Origin of the sequence: Janthinobacterium kumbetense (assembly GCF_023703445.1) — a bacterium.
GTDB lineage: Bacteria > Pseudomonadota > Gammaproteobacteria > Burkholderiales > Burkholderiaceae_D > Janthinobacterium > Janthinobacterium kumbetense.
The window spans coordinates 74969-93756 of sequence record NZ_JAMQGR010000014.1; the positions used below are offsets into that span (position 1 = coordinate 74969).

Below are 18788 nucleotides of genomic sequence, written 5' to 3' on the forward strand. Positions count from 1 at the left end.
TCAAGAGAACACGCATTGCGCCACATCAAGCCCCTCTTCGGAGGGGCTTTTTTATTGTCCTGATAATCTTGCCTTTTTGGCGCACCGCCGCCCTGCCGCGACTAGCGTATGAAAAGTCATACAGCGATATCCCATCGCGTCCAATATTTCGCGCAAGCACGCCAAGTTGCGACATCTAAACAACAAAAAAGCTTCCTTAAATCAACAACTTAAGAAGTTAGGTTCCAAATTCCCATTTCAGGCATATCCTTTGCTATGTACAGGTTTTGCTGCAAATAATCGCTGGCACGCAAGGGCTTGTTTTTGAGAAATATTGACTCCAAGCTTGAGTTGCTCGCTATCAATAATCCGCTCACAGCGGCGTTTCACCGGAGGAGTCAAAATGAAAAAGAAACGGCCATTAACCCTGTACATCCTGATTGCCATGATCCTCGGCATTGCCGTGGGCTATGGATGCAACACCGCTTTCCCTGATGCCAAGCTCAGCGCTCAAATCGCTGGCAATATTTCCATCGTCACCGACGTCTTCCTGCGCCTGATCAAGATGATCATTGCGCTGCTGGTGTTCTCCACCCTGACCGTCGGTATCGCCCACATGGGCGACGGCAAGACGGCGGGCCGCATCGGCCTGAAAGCCATGTGCTGGTTCGTGGTGGCCTCGCTGGTGTCGCTGGCGCTGGGCATGGTGCTGTCGAACCTGATGCAGCTGGGAACCAACCTCGGTTTGCCATTGCCGGACATCCACGCGTCGACCAATCTGAAAACGGCCGCCTTCACCTTGAAAGATTTCTTCACGCACCTGGTGCCGAAGTCGCCGATCGAGGCCATGGCCAACAATGAAATCCTGCAAGTGCTGGTGTTCTCGATCTTCTTCGGCGGCGCACTGGCCGGCCTGGGCGAATCGGGCAAGACCCTGACGGCCGTCGTCGACCAGCTGGCGCAAGTCATGCTGCGCATCACCGGCACCATCATGAACCTGGCCCCGCTGGCCGTGTTCGCCGCGATGGCTTCCGTCATCACCACCCACGGCCTGGGCGTGCTGGTCACGTTTGCCAAGTTCATGGGCGGTTTCTACGTAGGCCTGCTGTGCCTGTGGGCCCTGCTGATCGGCGCCGGCTTCGTCGTCATCGGCCCGCGCATCTTCAAACTGGTCGGCCTGATCCGCGAACCGTTCCTGTTGGCATTCTCGACGGCCAGCTCGGAAGCGGCCTATCCAAAACTGCTGACGGCGCTCGACCAGTTCGGCGTCGACCGCAAGATTTCCAGTTTTGTGTTGCCAATGGGCTACTCCTTCAACCTCGACGGTTCGATGATGTACTGCACCTTTGCCGTGCTGTTCATCGCGCAAGCCTACGGCATCGACCTGTCGATCGGCACCCAGATCACCATGCTGCTGCTGCTGATGCTGACCTCGAAAGGCATGGCCGGCGTGCCGCGCGCCTCGCTGGTGGTGATTGCCGCTACCCTGAACCAGTTCAATATTCCGGAAGCGGGCTTGCTGCTGCTGATGGGCGTCGACCAATTCCTCGACATGGGCCGTTCGGCCACCAACGCGGTCGGCAATGCCGTCGCCACGGCCGTCGTCGCCAAGTGGGAAGGTGGCCTGGCCACCGAGGAAGAAGCCGCCGCGGCCAATGCGGCCAGCCTGAACACGGAAAGCCATTGGGGCGAAGCGGATCACGCTAGCAAAGCCTGATAGCGCCATGGCCCGCCACAAGCGGGCCATTTATTTGTTGTCGATGTTAAGTAACAAGCAGTCAGGTAGTGCGATCAGTAGTCATTCCAACTTATTAGAGAGATTTTCATGAAAAAAGTCCTGTTTACCCTGCTGACCCTCGGCGCAGCCTCCACTGGCGCCATGGCCCAATCGAGCGTGACCATCTACGGTGTGGCTGACGCCGGCCTGGTGTTCGACAAGGATGCGGCTGGAGACCGCCTGAACCGCGTCGCTTCCGGCGTCGCTTCCGGCTCGCGCATCGGCTTCAAGGGCAAGGAAGACCTGGGCGGCGGCCTGGCCGCTACCTTCGTGCTGGAAAGCGGTTTCAATATCGACACCGGCACCTCGGGCCAGGGCGGCCTGCTGTTCGGCCGCCAGGCATATGTCGGCCTGACCGGCAGCGCCGGCGCCGTCACCCTGGGCCGCCAATATTCCCCGTACTACCTGGCCCTGCGCGACGTGGCCGATCCGTTCGTCATCGGCCTGGCCGGCACGGCATCGAACCTGATGGTGACGAATATCCGCGTCGATAACATGGTGCAATACACCACGCCGACCTGGAGCAAGCTGTCGGCCGACCTGGCGTATGGCTTTGGCGAAGTGGCCGGCGACAATGCGAAAAACCGCAGCATGGGCGGCGCCGTCCATTACATCGACGGTCCGCTGAACGTGACCCTGACGCACCACCGCAAGGAAAATGCGCTGGCGACCCAGCAAACGCGCAACACCCTGCTGGCCACGCGCTACGACTTTGGCGTGCTGCAAGGCAACTTCGGCTACGCCGACAACCGCGCCCTCGACAACAGCAAGAGCAACGACATCCTGGTCGGCTTCAGCGCACCGTTCGGCGCCACCAAGCTGGTCGCGTCCTACATCCGTCACAACGACAAGAGCAATGCCAACCGTGACGCCCAGCAATGGGCCATCGGCGCGTTCTACGCCCTGTCCAAGCGCAGCGACCTGTACACCGGTTACGGCCACATCAGCAACAAGAACGGCGCCACTTTCGTCGTCGGCAATGCCACGGACAATGGCACCGGTAACAGCGGCTTTAACCTGGGCATGCGCCATACCTTCTAAGGACCTCGAGCTGTCCGTGACATAGAAGTGTGAGCCGCCGGATGCATATCCGGCGGCTTTTTCTTTTTACGCAATATTTAAATGCGATACTGTGGGTTCTTGCAAGTTAGCAGCTGATTTTATGAATAGCAGTACTACAAAACCCTCCCTTTTCTGGCGCCAGCGCCTGTCGCAACGGTCGGGCCGCGAAACGCTGGCCTGGGGCGTGGTGCTGGCCGCCTGTCTGGCCACCGTCTGGCTCGTGTATTTCTGGACCGAACGCATCGCCATCGGTAAGCTGCAGGCCAGCGGCGCGCAGCGCCTCGAGGTATATGTCAGCAGCCTGGAAAATGCGCTGGAGAAATACGACTTCCTGCCCAAGACGCTGGAACTGAACCGCGACGTCATCCGCCTGCTGCAGCATCCGGAAGACCCGGTGCTGGTCGATACGGTCAACCATTACCTCGAGCAAATGAATGCTCAGGCGAAATCATCGACCATTTTCATCAGCAACCTCGACGGCAACACGCGGGCCGCCAGCAACTGGCAGCAGCCCGACAGCTTTATTGGCGACAATATCTCGTTCCGCCCCTACGCCCAGGACGCGCTGCGCGGCACGCCGGGCCGCTTCTATGGCGTGGGCACGACGCGGCTCGAACCCGGCTATTTCTTTGCCCACGGCATCTACCAGAATGGCCACATGCTGGGCCTGGCAACGGTGAAGGTGAACCTGGAAAACCTGGAAAAACGCTGGGTGCAGGGCGCCGACAAGGTCATGCTGGCCGACGAGCACGGCGTGATCTTCCTCAGCTCCATGGCGGACTGGAAATACAAGACCCTGGCACCGCTGTCGCCCGCCATCGTCGAAGAACTCAACCGCACGCGCCAGTATTATTCGAAGCAGCTGGCAGCCATCCCCTTCGTTTCCGACCGCCAGCTGGGCAATGGCGCCCGCGTGATCAGCGTGCGCGAGCAGGAACACGCCGACACGCCGCCGAAGATCAGCTCCAGCGTCATGACGCAGATCAAGCTCAAGTCCCCGCAAGGCTGGACGTTTATTTACCTGTCCGACCTGGCGCAGGCCAAGGCCAGCGCACGCGCGGCGGCCGCCTTCTCTTGCGTGCTGCTGGGCTTTTTCATGCTGCTGTTCTTTTACCTGCGCCAGCGCCGCGCGGCCGTGGCGCAAAAATTGCGCGCCCGCGAAGATCTGCAACATGCGTACGACAACCTGGAAGCCATGGTCGAGGAACGCACGTCGGAACTCAATGCCATGACGCAAAGTCTGAGCCAGGAAATCGACGTGCGCAGCAAGGCCGAGCAAAAACTCCACATCACGCAAAACGAACTGTTTCAAGCCGGCAAGATGGCCGTGCTGGGACAGATGTCCGCCAGCATCACGCATGAACTCAACCAGCCGCTGACGGCGCTGCGCACCATGTCCGACAATGCCGTCATCCTGCTGGAACGGGGACGGCTCGACGACGCGCGGCGCAACCTGGCGAAGATCTCGCAAATTGCCGCCAGGATGGGGACCATTACGGGTCAATTGAAGATTTTTGCGCGCAAGTCGACCACCAGCCTGACCTCCGTCTCGATCCCCACGGCGATCAGCAACGCCCTGTTCCTCGTCGAACGCCGGCTGCAGGTGGAAAATGTGCGTTTTACTTTGCAATTGCCGCCCGAAGACATCTTCGCCATGTGCGAAAGCAACCGCCTGGAACAGGTGCTGGTGAACCTGTACGCCAACGCGCTCGACGCCATGAATGGCAGCGAGGTGCGCAGCCTGCGCGTGGCCGTCGAATGCACGCCCGAGCACGTGCTGATCCACGTGGCCGACACGGGACCTGGCCTGTCGACGGAAGTGTGCGAACACCTGTTCGAACCGTTCTTCACGACCAAGCCGCAAGGCCTGGGACTGGGACTGGGGCTGGCCATTTCCGAACAGATCACGCGCCAGTTCGGCGGCGTGCTGCGCGCCGAAAACGCCCCCGGCGGCGGCGCCATCTTCACCATCGAACTACAGATTGCAACGCAGGAGGAAAAACATGTTTGACGGCTTGAAGGTCTTGCTGGTCGAGGACGACCCCACCGTACGCGAAGGCAGCGAGCAGGCACTGCAACTGGCCGGCCTGGACGTGCTGGCGTTTCACTCGGCCGAGCTGGCCTATAAACTGCTGACGCCGGATTTCCCCGGCATCGTCGTCAGCGACGTGCGCCTGCCCGGCATGAGCGGCCTGGAATTGCTGCAGGCGGTCAAGACGCTGGACGCCAACCTGCCCGTGATCCTCGTCACGGGCCACGGCGACATCACGATGGCCGTGCACGCCATGCGCACGGGCGCCTACGATTTCATCGAAAAACCGTATTCGTCCGAGCAACTGGTCGACGTCATCCTGCGCGCGCTGGAAACGCGGCGCCTGACCCTGGAAGTGCACAGCCTGCGCCGCCAGCTCGAGGACGGTGGCGGCATCGAAGCGCGCCTGCTGGGAAATTCCGTGGCGATGCGCGACATACGGCGCCTGATACTCGACGTAGCAGACGAACCGGCCGACGTGCTGATCTATGGCGACACGGGCACGGGCAAGGAAATGGTGGCGCGCTGCCTGCATGACTTCAGCCACCGCCGCAAGCACAACTTCGTCGCCGTCAACTGCGGCGCAATTCCCGAAAGCATTTTTGAAAGCGAAGTCTTCGGCCACGAACCGGGCGCATTCACGGGCGCAGCCAAGCGGCAGGTGGGCAAGATCGAGCACGCGGATCAAGGTACTTTCTTCCTCGACGAAATCGAATCGCTGCCCCTGTCCCTGCAAGTCAAATTGCTACGCGTGTTGCAGGAACGCTATATCGAGCGCCTGGGCTCGAACGTGCCCACGCCCGTCGACGTGCGCGTCATCGCGGCGGCCAAGCTGGACCTGGAAGACTTGTCGCAGCAACAGAAATTCCGCAGCGACCTGTACTACCGCCTGAATCTGATCGTGCTGCATCTGCCGCCGCTGCGCGAACGGCGCGAGGATATTCCCATCCTGTTCGAACACTTCGTGCTGGCCGCCGCCGCCCGCTACAACCGCGCCGCGCCCGTCGTCTCCAGCGCGCAGATGCGCAACCTGATGGCCCATTCCTGGCCCGGCAATGTGCGCGAGCTGCGCAATATCGCCGACCGCTTCGTGCTGGGCATCGCCGGCGGCGCCTCGAGCTTGCTGGCAGCCGGACTGGCCAGTCCCCTGTCGCTGGCGGAGCAGGTCAACGGCTTCGAACGCGCACTGATCGAACAGGAACTGCGCGCATATTCCGGCAACGTCAGCGAAGTAAGCGCAGTGCTCGGCTTGCCGAAGCAAACCTTGTACCACAAGATGCAGAAGTACAACCTGGTAGCCGAAGAGTTCCGCTGATCAGCCGACCCGGCCCGTGCGCAAGGGCGTAACCCAGTCGGGCCGCCCGTTCGCCAGCGCCAGCCGGGCCGCCTTTTCCCAGTCATATGCCACGGCGTGCAACTGCGCCGTCCAGGCGCCATCGGCACCCTGTTCGGCGATGGCATAGCGCGCATGCGGCGTGCCGTTTTCCATCACGTGCGGATAACCATGGTCGTCGTCGTAGGCTTGCAAGCCCACGCTGCCCGGATTGACGACCAGCCGGCCATCGGGCAAGCGCACCTGGCGCGGCATGTGCGTGTGGCCGCACAGGATCAGGGCCGCGTCCGTCGTCCCCGCGCGCTCGGCCACCTCGTCCGGCGTGGCGGCGCGGCTGCCTTGCGGCGTGACGCTGTCGAGAAAATACACGAGATCGCTTTGCGGCGTGCCATGCACGAGCAGCACATCCTTGCGCAAGCGCAAGGTGGCAGGCAGGGCATTGATCCACGCGAGTTGTTCAGGCAACAGTTGCGCGCGCGCAAAAGCATCCGACACGCCCATGCGGGCCGGGTCGCCGAACAATTGCCGCTCGTGGTTGCCGCGGATGGTGGGCAAGTCCAGCCCCATCAGGCGCGCCGCCGTGGCGCGCGGCTGCAGATGGCCCGAGACGATATCGCCCAGGTTGACGATCATGTCCACGCCACGCAGGGCGATGTCGGCCAGCACGGCTTCGAGCGCATCGAGGTTGCCGTGGATATCGGAAATGGCGGCGATTTTCATGATGTGACTCCCTCACGTGCGCACCATTCTGCGCGCGTCAGCCGATACAGGCAATGCGTGCGCAAACGGTGGCCAGGCGGCAGGGCCGGATGCTCGAACGTGGCCGCATCGCGATGCATGCCCAGGCGCGCCATCAGCGCGCTCGATCGCACGTTGGGCAAGGCGGTGAACGAGACGATTTCCGGCAATTGCAAATGGGTAAAACCCGCCTGCAAGGCGGCCTGCGCCGCTTCCTGCGCGTAGCCTTTTCCCCAGTAATCGAAGGCCAGGCGCCAGCCGATTTCCACGCATGGCGAGCACGGCAATTGCGCGTCGGGAATATGCAGTCCCGTCATGCCGATGAAGGTATTGTTTTCGCGCAAGGACACAGCCCACCATCCCCAACCCCGCTCGGCGATGAGGCCGCGGCAACGCTGCGCCACGGCGTCGCTGGCCTCGCGCGACAGGGTAGCGGGAAAGCAGGCCATCACGCGAGGGTCCCCATTCAGGGCCGCAAATGGCGGCAGGTCGCTGTCGCGCCATTGGCGCAGCAGCAAGCGCGGCGTCGTCAGTTCGATGATCTGTTGCATGTTTTTTCCTCTCTTGACTAATGGTGACATCGGGTAGGACAAGTCCGACGGCCAGTTGCGTCGTGCGGCTACGTGATCCAAAAGTAACAATTGCTACCATTTCCTCATTGCATTACCGCATCACGCCAGCCGCCCCGACGTCGCGGCCCGTTCACTTTATTTTGAGGAGTAGCCCCATGTTTGCCACGCCCGTCCCCGCCCGCCTGACCCCGCCACGTTTGCGCCATCTTGCCTTGCGCAGCACCATGATGCTGGGCGTGCTGGGCGTCGCCACGGCCGCCGCCACGGCGCGGGCGGAACCGTCGCCCGCGCTGGATCGCGTCAGTATCTCGGTAGGGGCGTTTTCCGCCGATCCGCGCATCAATATCGGCGCCGACACGCAGTTTGGCCGCATCGATGCGCCCGAATCGAAGCAAAGCCACACGACCATCCCCCGCATCAAGGCGGACTTGCTGATCGGCGACCGCCATGGCCTGGCATTCGACTACTACCGTTACGACAAATCCTACACGCCAAGCCTGACAGGCGACACCATCATCAATGGCCAGCCCGTCACGGGCACGGCCACGGCGAATGCCGATTTAAAACTGGACCTGGCCAAGCTGGCCTATAAATGGTGGCTGGGCAGCGGCAACGATACCTTCGGCATCGGCCTGGGCGCCGCCTACTACCACGCCAGCCTGAACGGCACGGCCACCGGCATCGTCAATGGCGAGACGGCCACGGCGCGCGATTCCATCGGCGAGCACGCGTTTGCGCCACTGCTGGAAGTGGGCTGGCGCCATGCGTTTACACCGGACTTGCGCATGTACGCGGAAGCGTCGGGCATCAAGAAAAACGGCGGGCGCATCAACGGCCACATCTACGGCGGCAATATCGGCGTGGAATGGTTTCCGTTTAAAAATATCGGTTTCGTGGCCGACTACGGCATCTCGAAAATCAAGCTGCACCGCGACAGCGAACGCGATGCCGACCTGAACGTGCGCCTGACGGGGCCGTCGGCGTATGTGAAAGTACGCTTCTAAACGCGCTCAAGCCGCCGGTTTCAGCAAGGTCAGCTGGAACTGCGGCAAGGCAGGGTCGTCATACGCCTCGACACTGGCAAACGGCAGGCGCGCAAACGCCTGCTGCCAGAACGCGCAGGCAGCGGCATCGTCGCGAAACGTCGCCACCAGCCACGTCTGCGCGCTGTCCAGCAGCACCCTGCGTACCACTTCCAGCGCCACGCCCCGGCGCCGGTATTTCTTCAGGATAAAAAAGTCGCTGAACTCCTGCACCGGCAGCTCACCCGCCATGCCAGGTTCCGTGAGGAAAAAGCCGGCCAGTTCGCCATCGACCTCGATCCAGCTGGCCGTGTGGCCGGCTGCGTGCACATACGACGCCAGTCCTGCGTCGCACACGTCATAGCGGCCATCGGCCAGCAGCGCCTCGCCGCTCCAACTAGCATTGTCGTAACAATACAGCTGGAACAGCCGGGCCAGCGCTGCCTCTTCGCCAGGCACGATGGCGCGCAAAGTCATGTTTCCCGGCGTTGCATGCATACCCTCATCCTTTCCGCACCATGGCGTCATTGAAGCTGGCGAGTGTAGCACCGGGGCATTCATCCCGCCCCTCCGGTATTTCATCCCTGCATTTCCTTCCTTGGTCACAAAACCGTTTTTTCCATCAAGTTGCCTATATACCATCCCCTTTCATTAACGTCCGCCATCGCGGTTGATAAAGACAAGGGTGATCCCCTTTCACAGGCCGGCAGGCACGCCTCTGCCGGCGTTTAGACCCACGTCCTGGAGAGTGCTGCATGCTAAAGATCAAACAGTTGAACAAAACGTATGCGAATGGCGTCAAGGCCATCAACAATGTCAGCCTGGAAATTCCCAACGGAATGTTCGGCTTGCTGGGGCCTAACGGCGCGGGCAAGTCCTCGCTGATGCGCACCATTGCGACATTGCAAGATCCCGATAGCGGCAGCATCCATTTCGATGGCATCGATGTGCTGCAGGACAAGGCCGGCCTGCGCCGCCAGCTCGGCTATCTGCCGCAGGATTTCGGCGTGTATCCGAAGGTCAGCGCGGAAACCCTGCTCAACCACTTTGCCGTCTTGAAAGGCTTGACGGAGAAGGGGCCGCGCAAGGAAGCCGTGGAAGCCCTGTTGCAGCAAACCAATCTGTGGGAAGCGCGCAAGCGCAACCTGGGCACGTATTCGGGCGGCATGCGCCAGCGCTTCGGCATCGCCCAGGCGCTGCTGGGCGCGCCGCGCCTGGTGATCGTCGATGAGCCGACGGCCGGCCTGGACCCGGACGAACGCAACCGTTTCCTGAACCTGCTGGCGAAGATCGGCGAGCAGGTGGTGGTGATCCTGTCGACGCACATCGTCGACGACGTGACGGATCTGTGCCCGCGCATGGCCATGATCGTCAAGGGGCAAGTGCTGGTGCAAGGCGAGCCGCAGGCGGCCATCGACACCCTGCTCGGCAAGGTGTGGCGCCGCAGCGTCGGCATGGACGAGCTGGCGCAGTACCAGCAGTCGCACAATGTACTGTCGACGCGCCTGGTGGGCGGCAAGCCGCAAATCAATGTGTATGCCGACAGCCAGCCCGACAGCGGCTTCGTGCAGATCGCCCCGGACTTGGAAGACGTGTACTTCTTGCATGTGCGCAACGCTGCCCGCAACGGCGCCGCCGTTCCCGCTGCGGCACCGTCCGCCGTCGCGGCGTAAGGAGCGCGCCATGTGGAAGGAATTTTTCAAGTTTGACCTCGGCTATCAGCTGAAACAGCCGCTGCTGTGGGTATTTGCCGTCATCCTGGCCTTGCTGGCCTTTGGCGCCAGCAGCAGCGATTCGATCCAGATCGGCGGCGCCATCGGCAACATCAACCGCAATACGCCCACCGTGGTGGCGCAGCTGCTGACGATGTTCAGCCTGCTGTCGATGTTGCTCATCACCATCTTCATCGCCGGCGCCGTGCTGCGCGACAGCGAAGTGGGCATGGCCGACATGCTGTTCGCCACGCCCATGCGTAAATGGGATTACCTGTTCGGCCGCTTCGCCGCCGGCTTTGTCGCCTGCCTGGTCATCTTCGCCTGCATCGCCTTCGGCACCATGCTCGGCCCCCTCATGCCCTGGGTCGATGCGCAGCGCGTGGGCGCGTTCCCGCTGCAGGCGTATGCGTGGAGCTTCGCCGTGATGGTGATCCCCAACCTGCTCTTCATCGGCGCCCTGCTGATGCTGCTGGCGGCCACCACGCGCTCGATGATGCTGGTCTACGTGGGCGTGCTGGGCTTTTTCGTGCTGTGGGGCACGGCCGGCGCCTTTACGCGCGACATCAACAACGAATGGATCGCCGTCCTGCTCGACCCGTTCGGCATGCGCGCCCTGGGCCGCATGACGCGCTACTTCACGTCCGCCGAAGCGAACGCGGGGTTGCCGCCGTTTGCCGGCTTCCTGCTGGCCAACCGCCTGCTGTGGCTGGGTATCACGGCGGTGCTGTTCGCCGCCACCGTGATCCTGTTCAAGCCGCAGCGCACGGGGACGGGAAAACGCCTGTTCGGCAAGCACAAGGCCGAAACGAGCGGCCCCGCCGTCACGGCGCCACGGGACCTGCCGCGCAGCGTCCCCACCTTGACGGCCGCGACAGCCTGGCGCCAGTGGTGGCAAATCCTGCGCTTCGACGCCGTCGGCGTCTTCAAGAGCCTGCCCTTCCTCGTCATGCTGCTGTTCGGCATGATCAACCTGATCGCAGCCGCCAATGTCGGCAAGAACATGTATGGCACGGCCGTGTATCCGATGACACATTTGCTGTTGCAGCAGATTAGCAACAGCTTCAGTTTCCTCCTGATCATCATCGTCACCTTCTATGCGGGCGAACTGATCTTCAAGGAACGGCAAGCGCGGATCGCCGACGTCAGCGACGCCATGCCCGTGCCCGACTGGGTTCCCCTGCTGGCCAAATGCACGGCCCTGATCGGCGTCATCGCCGGCTACCTGCTGGCGGGCGTCCTCACGGCCATCGGCTTCCAGCTCGTCAAGGGCGGCGCGCCCGTGGAACTGGGGCTGTACCTGAAAGGCACCCTGCTGGGCGCCCTCTTCTTCGTGCTGATGGGCTTGTGCACCCTCACCCTGCAAGTGTTGTCGAATAACAAGTTCATCGGCTACCTGCTGGTGATCCTGCTGATGGTGGCGCAAGCCGTGCAGGGCATGCTGCACTTCGAACACAATCTGTACGCGTTTGGCGGCACGCCGGCCATCCCGTATTCGGACATGAATGGCTATGGCCACTTCTTGACGGGCTGGGCCTGGTTCGCGCTGTACTGGAGCCTGTTTACCGTGGCCCTCGTCATGCTGGCGCAGGCGTTCTGGGTGCGCGGCCTGCCGAACGGCTGGCGCGCGCGCCTGGGCCTGGCCCGGCAGCGCCTGCAAGGCCGTGCAGGCGCCGCGCTGGCCGTGGTGCTGCTGTGTTGGGCAGGCACGGGCGGCTGGATCTTCTACAACACGAACGTGCTGAACAAGTACGAGACGTCGAACATCCGCATGGACAAGCAGGCGCGCTACGAAAAACGGTACCAGCGCTACCAGCACTTGCCACAGCCGAAGATCACGGAAGTCCAGGCCAATGTGGATATTTATCCTGAGCAACGTAAAGTCTTGATCAAGGGCCATTATGTGCTGCAAAACAAGACGGCGCAGCCGCTCGATACCTTGCGCATCCAGCTCGACCCGCAACTGAAGACGACGTGGTTGAACTTGCCCGCGCACAAGGTCGCACTCGACGACAAGGAGCTCGGTTTCAGCATCCTCAAGCTGGCGCAAGCGCTGGCGCCCGGCGCCACCCTGCCGCTGGACTTCACGGTGGCCGTCACGCACCAGGGCTTCACCAACAGCGGCGCGCCGGACCAGGTCAACCTGAACGGCAGCTTCTTCAACAACCAGGCTTATTTCCCCCACTTCGGCTATGCGAAGGAAATGGAATTGCTTGACCGCAATGAACGCCGCAAGCGGGGCCTGGGCGAACCGCAGCGCATGGCCAAACTGGAAGACACGTCCGCGTATGGCAACACGGTGCTGGGCGGCGATGCCGACTGGATCCATTTCGACACGACGGTGTCCACCAGCGGCGAGCAGATCGCCCTGGCGCCCGGCTATCTGCAAGGCAGCTGGGAAAAGGATGGCCGCCGCTATTACCGCTACAAGATGGACCAGCCGATGCTGCCGTTCTTTGCCTACCTGTCGGCGCGCTGGGAAGTCAAGAAAGGCGAGTGGCATGGCTTGCCGATCGAAGTTTATTTCGACAAAAAGCATGGCTACAACACGGACCGCATGATCACTTCCGTGCAAAAGTCGCTCGACTATTACAGCACCGAGTTCACGCCCTACCAGCATAAGCAGGTGCGCATCCTGGAATTTCCCGGCTACCAGAGCTTCGCGCAGTCGTTTGCCAATACGATTCCGTATTCGGAAGGCATCGGCTTCATCGCCGACCTGCGCAACAAGGAAGACATCGACTATGTGTTCTACGTCACGGCGCATGAGATGGCGCACCAGTGGTGGGGCCACCAGGTGATCGGCGCCAATGTGCAGGGCGCCAGCATGCTGATGGAATCGCTGGCGCAATACTCGGCGCTGATGGTGATGGAAAAGGAATACGGCCGCGACAAGATGCGCCGCTTCCTGCGCTATGAACTGGACCGCTACCTGAGCGGACGCGGCGGCGAAGCCATCGAGGAATTGCCGCTGGCGCGTGTTGAGGGACAGCAATACATCCACTACAACAAGGGCAGCCTGGTGTTCTACCGCCTGCGCGACGAGCTCGGCGAAGCCGCCCTGAACCGTGCCCTGAAACGCTATCTGCAAGACAAGGGTTACCAGCAGGCGCCGTTCACCACGTCGTCGGAATTGCTGGCCTATATCCGCGCCGAAGCACCGCAGGACAAGCAAGCCCTGATCACGGACCTGTTCGAGAAAATCGTGTTCTACGATAACCGCGTCACGCAAGCGACGGCCGTCAAGCGCCCGGATGGCCAGTGGGATGTCACCATGCAACTGCACCTGGCCAAGCTGGAGTCCGACGGCAAGGGCAAGGAAAGCCCGCGCGCCTACGACGAACCGGTGGAGATCGCCATCTTCGCGCGCGCGCCGGGCGCCGGGGAAAAAGACGAAAGAATCTTGTTCACCGACAAGCGCATGTTGTCGGGCAGCGACCCCGTGCTCACCATCACGGTGAAGGAAAAACCATTTGACGTGGGTGTCGATCCGTACAACAAGATGATCGACCGGGTCTCGCGCGATAACCGCAAGGAAGTCAGCGTGAATTAAGGCTGCAATGAAACCTTGATGCAACGCAAACAGGCCGCCCTATCCGTGATAGCGCGGCCTGTTTTTTTACGGCGGGCCCGGTACTTTTTCAGGCCAGAAAAAAGATCTGGCGCAGCGCACAGCCCACCTGTACCACACAGAACACCATAGCAAGGAGCAAGAGCCCCAGATGGATTTTTAAAAAGATATCCAGTCGTTCCCGGCCGGCCACGGGCGGCACGGCGGCCGTTTTAAAACGCAGCCCTTTTCCGGCCAGTAGCAACAACACTATGCTGACTGGAAAAGATTGCAGAAAAATACGTCCTGGATACAAAGTCCACGCCAGTCCGATCAGGATGGAAATCAATGCCAGCACATCGCACAAGAGAAATAGATATTTTCTTTTTTGAAAATTCGCCAGCGATGCAAGCAGCCATCCCTTTTCCTTGCCGAATATGCGTTCCAGAACCAGCCATTGCGAACCTGATGAATCGACAGCTATATGCATTGCAAGATTTTTCTTCAATTGAGCCAGTGACATTATCTGCGCACCGATAGCCGCAATATACGCACAGCATATTGCGGCCACGTTACGAGCAGCGGTATCCATCAAGCGGGCATGTTCAACCCGCCATTATCTGTCCGCTTATGCCGAACAATAGGAATTATAGGCATACATCACGCCCGCGCCAATCAAGATGCCGCCACCGAGCGCCTGGCCGCCTGGCACGGTAGCCACGCCCGCACCGACAGTGCCGACACCGCCCCAGAAACCTGCCGTGGCGGTATATTCGCTCGACGACATGCTATCCGAACAAAATGCACGACCGCCCGAGATGTCTTGAATTTCCATTTCCGATAAAACTTGCATTCTTACTCCATTAATTACATCAGCATGGAAAATGTCCATGCGCCACGTCTGCAGAAAACACGATATCGGTAAATAGCATGTCTTCCATCAGATTCGTATTCATTGCATGCGTGAATTACATGCAATGCAGCCCTCCGATAAAATTTATTCAGAGAAACATTGCAAACAATATACCATCGCATAAACAATCGCCAAAATAACTTTATTGGTGAAATAAACAATGGCAAAGCGATTATTCTCCTTATGCGAAAATATCATAAGAATATTTGTATTTCGTCTTATTCAAACCGGGGTTTGAAGAGAAGCGCAATCCGCACCATGCGATGGAAATGCGGATGGCGCTGCGGTACAGGCAAAGCCTGGCGTAAGATGGACGGTATCGTCGGCGAGTGCGCCGGCACCACGTTCAAGGGGAATTGCCTATGCTGCATCGTCACCTGCCCATCCGCGCCAGCCTGCTGCTGGCGGCCCTCGTTTTCACGACGCCCGCCTGGAGCGCCGATGCCATCCACAAGGAAACAGTAGAACTGACGGCAGGCCAGGCTGCGCTCAGCGTGAAAGGCAAGATCAAGGGCTATGCCACGGCCGAATACACGCTGGCAGGCAAGGCGGGCCAGACTCTCGGCGTCAAGCTCAAGACCAATCAACGGTCGAATTATTTCAACCTCCGTCAAGCCGGGCAGGAGGACGCCCTGTTCATCGGCTCGAGCGGCGGCAACAGTTACGAGGCAACGCTGCCGGCCGATGGCGAGTACACGGTGCAAGTGTATTTGATGCGCAATGCGGCGCGCAGGAATGCCGTGGCCAGCTACAGCCTGGAGATGCGGCTGCGCAATTGAGTCTCCGCGGCCATGACAGCGCAAGAGGCGCATTCGCCACCACATGCTCCCCATTGCAAGGGGCCAATAAGATGCGGGAGCGCCGCCCCTGTCTTATCTGGCCGGATGCGCGGCCTGGCGTCGGGAGGTCACGAACGATTCCAGCACCAGGCCCGTCATCACGGCCAGGACCGGCATCATGGGTTCACGGTATCGGAAGATCACGTAAAACAGCATGTGAACGCCCGTGTAGCACGCAAGCGCCAGCCAGAGCAGGGCGACCTGCCGATTCCTGAGCCTGGGCATCAGCACAGTCCCGATAGCACCGGCAATCAGGAGCAGGAACTGTATCGCCCACAGCAGACGCACAAGCTTTTCTGCCGGCGACTGGTTGCCTTTTCCCGCATGCAGGGGAGGCGTCCAGAAGTACGCCGCTTTTTTCGCTGCCAATGCCAGGAACGCTGCCGGGTGGGCCTTCACCCAGGATATAGCCTCCTGTTTCAAGGTCTCGGAAGCCTGGACTTCCCCCGTTTTCCGAAGGGCATCCCAGGTGGAGCCGCGTGGAGTTTCCGAGATGGAAATGAACATGCCTGTCGCTGCCGGGTTGTTACCTAAATACAGATTGAAGCCGCCATTGGTGTTCAAGACAGGTGCGCCTATCACTTGCATGTTCCGGAGCAGCCATGGGCCGGAAATCACCAGCGCCACGGACAGCGCGAGCATGGCCAGGCTTGCCCGCCGAACCGTCGATGCGGGAGACAGCAGCAACGCCCATGCAAGGACTGCAAGCAGTGACAAGGCGGCATTGCCCGTCAGTGCCAACAGACCGAAGAGTACTCCGCACCCGGCCGCCACGGTCTTCGAGGGCTGGCGTGCCAGTCTCAGCGCACACCACATGACACCCAGCATCAGGGGAATCATCAGGTTTTCCTTCGCCAGGTAGATCCCGTAGATGCCGCTTGGCAGATAGAGCGCCCAGGCAGCCGCGGCGATGAGACGCCCCGACCGGCCTGCGCCAGCCTCTTTGGCCACCAGGTAGCACAGCATGATTGCCGCGCCTCCCAGGCACATGTTCACCAGGCGAACCGCCAGGAGGTCGTCGCCAAAGAGAAAAAAGACGGGCGCGAGTATCAACAGGGGATAGCCCACGTTATACATCGCGCGGTTGCCCATGCTGTCGACGATGCCATTCCCGCCAAGCAAGTTGAGCGCCATGCTCCTGTAGGCAAGTTCATCGCCTTCCGGCACATGCTGGAAGCCCGCAATCACCGCCGCCCTCAGGGCGAGGCCGATGCCGGCGATAATTGCCAGCCACAGCCAATCTCGCTGTTGTTGGGCATCATGCTTGTCATTCATCAACTCCTCCCCACCAAAAACACCCCCGCACAAATCAGCGCCACGCCCATCACACGGGACAGGCTGACCTGCTCGCCCAGCAGGCAGGCGATTGGCAGGGTGAGCACGAATCCCAGGCCTGCCAGGGGATAGGCCTTGCTCACCTCCCATTGCGACAGTACGCCTAGCCAGGCCACCGCTCCCAGGCCATACAGGAGGAATCCCCCCAGCACATACTTGTCCATGAGGATATGCATGAGGGTCATGAAGGACTTGGGCTGCGCCATCATCGCCTGTACCCCGTCACCGGACATGCCGGTCTTCAATGAGAACTGCGCCATGACGGATAGCGCGATGCTCAGGATGGCAATGCAGAACGTGTTCATGGGTAAGTACCCAACACCAGAAAATACGCCCCCAGCATGACGGCCACCATGGCGCAGACGGTCATGCGGCTGCCGTGGTCCTTGAGGGCGTAAATCACCGGGTCATCGTGCATTTCACCTCGGGAAGTTTTCACCCACAGGCGCGCAAGCCAGTAAATCAATCCCAGGGCGACCAGCCACAGCATCTGCGGGGTGCCGTAGCGCCCCTGCGTTTCCGGTGCACTGATGAACAGCCCGAACACCACCACGGCGGAGAGTGCCGCCCCGCCCCCCAGAGGCCACAACACGGCCAGGTCGCTCACCCGGTAATCGCGTCCACGCGTGGCTGCCTTGCCATTCCCTTCCAGGGTGACCAGCTCCGCACAGCGCTTCACGAGGGCGAGGCTGAGGAACATGAAGACCGAGAAAGCCAGCAGCCAGGAACTCGTGGCAGTGCCAATGGCAACGGAACCGGCCAGGATGCGCAAGGTGTACAGCAGGGACAGCATGAGCACATCGATCAGCACGTATTCCTTGAGCACCCAGCTATACGCACTGCTCAGCACCAGGTAAAGCAGGAGCATCAGGAGGAAGGCATTCGACACGGACCAGGCCAGAACGAGGGCCAGGAGCAAGGCCCCCGCAGCCACGACCAGGCCCTTCAGAATCGGCAGGCGGCCGCTGGCAAAAGGGCGAAGCCGCTTGCGGGGGTGCGCCCTGTCGCTTTCCAGGTCCCACAGGTCGTTGACCATGTAGGTGGCGGAAGCCGCCAAGGAGAACGCCAGGAAGGCCACGGCCATGGTGCTCATCTTGCCCAGGTCGAGGAAGGAGAATGCCGTCAGCAGGGGTACGAACAGCAGCAGATTCTTTAACCACTGGTGGACACGCAGGGCTTTGAGGCACACGCCAAGCCCGCCGCTCGCTCCGGGAAACTCGCGTTCGATCGGGACGTGCCGCCGCACGGCTTGGGCCGTATTCCAGGCGACATCCACCAGCACCGCCGCCTCGGCGGCTTGCCAGATGGGAATATCTGCCTTGCTGTCGCCGGCATACACAAAGCATGGCCCGACCTGCTCCCGGATGGCTTGCAGCTTGGCCTTGCCCTTGAGGTTGCGACCGTCCTGCGTCGCCAGCACCTTGTCGAACAGGCCCAGGTGCCCGGCCACGTTGCAGGCGATCGAATGGTGGGCCGCCGTCGCCAGGACAATCATGCGGCCCTTGCGCTTTTCCTCGCGCAGGTAATCCAGCAGGGACGCGCGGTAAGGGAGGTGTTCGCCCGAGATGCCGGCATGCGCGGCAATGGCTTCCTTGAAGCCCGCCCGCCCTCGCATGAGCCAGAACGGCATGCGGAGCACATTGAGCGGGGAGTGCTTCACCACCTGGATGACGGATTCCAGCAGGGTATCGGTTGGCGTCAGCGTTCCGTCAAGATCGACAACCAGGGGCGCTTTGGTCGAAATAGCCACCATTTTCTCCCGATTCTGGTGTGGCATGGCAGATGGAGTGCTGAAAGCAGTGATTAAATTATAGGGGGAGCCACGATGGCGATGACCCACATATATCAAGGAAGTGAGCGGTTATCTGCTTGAGCTGAACGCCCGTCGCACCTGAAAGAGACCCGCAAAAAAAGAGACCCGCAA

16 protein-coding genes are annotated in these 18788 nt (G+C 60.9%); 8 read left to right on the forward strand and 8 right to left on the reverse strand.

The annotated features are described in order from the left end of the window. The first annotated feature begins 382 nt into the window (after window positions 1-382). The 4 genes from NCG91_RS25285 to NCG91_RS25300 all read left to right on the forward strand — a co-directional run bounded on the left by NCG91_RS25285 (window position 383) and on the right by NCG91_RS25300 (window position 6165). Window positions 383-1696 (forward strand): dicarboxylate/amino acid:cation symporter, encoded by a 1314-nt coding sequence (locus NCG91_RS25285; protein ID WP_077398166.1) that lies wholly within the window; start codon window positions 383-385, stop codon window positions 1694-1696. Between the two features lie 108 nt (window positions 1697-1804). Beyond that, window positions 1805-2797, forward strand: a complete 993-nt coding sequence (locus tag NCG91_RS25290) for a porin (protein ID WP_077398167.1) — start codon at window positions 1805-1807, stop codon at window positions 2795-2797. Between the two features lie 121 nt (window positions 2798-2918). After that, entirely contained in the window at window positions 2919-4829 is a 1911-nt protein-coding gene (locus NCG91_RS25295; protein ID WP_251351686.1) for a sensor histidine kinase, read from the forward strand. Then, window positions 4822-6165, forward strand: coding sequence for a sigma-54-dependent transcriptional regulator (locus NCG91_RS25300; RefSeq protein WP_077398169.1), 1344 nt, complete (start codon window positions 4822-4824; stop codon window positions 6163-6165). Before NCG91_RS25295 ends, NCG91_RS25300 begins: the two co-directional genes overlap by 8 nt. On the opposite strand, the gene NCG91_RS25305 is transcribed toward NCG91_RS25300, so the two are convergent. Both NCG91_RS25305 and NCG91_RS25310 read right to left on the reverse strand, forming a co-directional pair. Then, a complete protein-coding gene (locus tag NCG91_RS25305) occupies window positions 6166-6903 on the reverse strand; it encodes a metallophosphoesterase family protein (RefSeq protein WP_251351687.1) in 738 nt (245 codons plus the stop codon). It abuts the gene before it with no gap. Further along, window positions 6900-7472 carry a GNAT family N-acetyltransferase gene (locus NCG91_RS25310; RefSeq protein WP_251351688.1) on the reverse strand — a complete coding sequence of 191 codons (573 nt, stop codon included), beginning with the start codon at window positions 7470-7472 and terminating at the stop codon, window positions 6900-6902. Before NCG91_RS25310 ends, NCG91_RS25305 begins: the two co-directional genes overlap by 4 nt. Before the next feature lie 176 nt (window positions 7473-7648). Here NCG91_RS25310 and NCG91_RS25315 point away from each other — a divergent pair, with 176 nt between their 5' ends. After that, window positions 7649-8497 (forward strand): porin family protein, encoded by an 849-nt coding sequence (locus NCG91_RS25315; protein ID WP_099666128.1) that lies wholly within the window; start codon window positions 7649-7651, stop codon window positions 8495-8497. A gap of 6 nt (window positions 8498-8503) precedes the next feature. Here the strand turns inward: NCG91_RS25315 and NCG91_RS25320 are convergent, their stop codons facing one another. After that, window positions 8504-9013: a GNAT family N-acetyltransferase gene (locus tag NCG91_RS25320; protein ID WP_251351689.1), complete on the reverse strand. Its 510-nt coding sequence runs from the start codon at window positions 9011-9013 to the stop codon at window positions 8504-8506. Window positions 9014-9270: 257 nt separating this feature from the next. On the opposite strand from NCG91_RS25320, the gene NCG91_RS25325 reads away from it, so the two are divergent. Beyond that, a complete protein-coding gene (locus tag NCG91_RS25325; RefSeq protein WP_251351690.1) occupies window positions 9271-10188 on the forward strand; it encodes an ABC transporter ATP-binding protein in 918 nt (305 codons plus the stop codon). Between the two features lie 10 nt (window positions 10189-10198). Then, on the forward strand, window positions 10199-13780 hold the full coding sequence (locus tag NCG91_RS25330; RefSeq protein WP_251351691.1) for an ABC transporter permease/M1 family aminopeptidase: 3582 nt from the start codon (window positions 10199-10201) through the stop codon (window positions 13778-13780). A gap of 88 nt (window positions 13781-13868) precedes the next feature. Here the strand turns inward: NCG91_RS25330 and NCG91_RS25335 are convergent, their stop codons facing one another. Then, entirely contained in the window at window positions 13869-14369 is a 501-nt protein-coding gene (locus NCG91_RS25335; protein WP_251351692.1) for a hypothetical protein, read from the reverse strand. A 36-nt stretch (window positions 14370-14405) separates the two neighbouring features. Continuing rightward, window positions 14406-14669, reverse strand: coding sequence for a hypothetical protein (locus tag NCG91_RS25340; RefSeq protein ID WP_251351693.1), 264 nt, complete (start codon window positions 14667-14669; stop codon window positions 14406-14408). Window positions 14670-15052: 383 nt separating this feature from the next. Between NCG91_RS25340 and NCG91_RS25345 the strand changes: the two genes are divergently transcribed. Further along, entirely contained in the window at window positions 15053-15469 is a 417-nt protein-coding gene (locus tag NCG91_RS25345) for a hypothetical protein (protein WP_251351694.1), read from the forward strand. A 93-nt stretch (window positions 15470-15562) separates the two neighbouring features. On the opposite strand, the gene NCG91_RS25350 is transcribed toward NCG91_RS25345, so the two are convergent. The 3 genes from NCG91_RS25350 to NCG91_RS25360 are packed head-to-tail and all read right to left on the reverse strand — an operon-like array spanning window position 15563 to window position 18614. Continuing rightward, entirely contained in the window at window positions 15563-16804 is a 1242-nt protein-coding gene (locus tag NCG91_RS25350) for an ArnT family glycosyltransferase (RefSeq protein WP_251351695.1), read from the reverse strand. Beyond that, window positions 16804-17169, reverse strand: a complete 366-nt coding sequence (locus NCG91_RS25355; RefSeq protein WP_251351696.1) for a DMT family transporter — start codon at window positions 17167-17169, stop codon at window positions 16804-16806. Before NCG91_RS25355 ends, NCG91_RS25350 begins: the two co-directional genes overlap by 1 nt. Next, window positions 17166-18614 (reverse strand): UbiA family prenyltransferase, encoded by a 1449-nt coding sequence (locus NCG91_RS25360; protein ID WP_435526520.1) that lies wholly within the window; start codon window positions 18612-18614, stop codon window positions 17166-17168. The genes NCG91_RS25355 and NCG91_RS25360 overlap by 4 nt, the downstream gene beginning before the upstream one ends. Between the last annotated feature and the right edge of the window lie 174 nt (window positions 18615-18788).

Coding starts and splice junctions, on each gene's coding strand:
- NCG91_RS25285 (WP_077398166.1), top strand. CDS start 383: ATGAAAAAGAAACGGCCATTAACCCTGTACATCCTGATTGCCATGATC.
- NCG91_RS25290 (WP_077398167.1), top strand. CDS start 1,805: ATGAAAAAAGTCCTGTTTACCCTGCTGACCCTCGGCGCAGCCTCCACT.
- NCG91_RS25295 (WP_251351686.1), top strand. CDS start 2,919: ATGAATAGCAGTACTACAAAACCCTCCCTTTTCTGGCGCCAGCGCCTG.
- NCG91_RS25300 (WP_077398169.1), top strand. CDS start 4,822: ATGTTTGACGGCTTGAAGGTCTTGCTGGTCGAGGACGACCCCACCGTA.
- NCG91_RS25305 (WP_251351687.1), bottom strand. CDS start 6,903: ATGAAAATCGCCGCCATTTCCGATATCCACGGCAACCTCGATGCGCTC.
- NCG91_RS25310 (WP_251351688.1), bottom strand. CDS start 7,472: ATGCAACAGATCATCGAACTGACGACGCCGCGCTTGCTGCTGCGCCAA.
- NCG91_RS25315 (WP_099666128.1), top strand. CDS start 7,649: ATGTTTGCCACGCCCGTCCCCGCCCGCCTGACCCCGCCACGTTTGCGC.
- NCG91_RS25320 (WP_251351689.1), bottom strand. CDS start 9,013: ATGCATGCAACGCCGGGAAACATGACTTTGCGCGCCATCGTGCCTGGC.
- NCG91_RS25325 (WP_251351690.1), top strand. CDS start 9,271: ATGCTAAAGATCAAACAGTTGAACAAAACGTATGCGAATGGCGTCAAG.
- NCG91_RS25330 (WP_251351691.1), top strand. CDS start 10,199: ATGTGGAAGGAATTTTTCAAGTTTGACCTCGGCTATCAGCTGAAACAG.
- NCG91_RS25335 (WP_251351692.1), bottom strand. CDS start 14,369: ATGGATACCGCTGCTCGTAACGTGGCCGCAATATGCTGTGCGTATATT.
- NCG91_RS25340 (WP_251351693.1), bottom strand. CDS start 14,669: ATGGACATTTTCCATGCTGATGTAATTAATGGAGTAAGAATGCAAGTT.
- NCG91_RS25345 (WP_251351694.1), top strand. CDS start 15,053: ATGCTGCATCGTCACCTGCCCATCCGCGCCAGCCTGCTGCTGGCGGCC.
- NCG91_RS25350 (WP_251351695.1), bottom strand. CDS start 16,804: ATGAATGACAAGCATGATGCCCAACAACAGCGAGATTGGCTGTGGCTG.
- NCG91_RS25355 (WP_251351696.1), bottom strand. CDS start 17,169: ATGAACACGTTCTGCATTGCCATCCTGAGCATCGCGCTATCCGTCATG.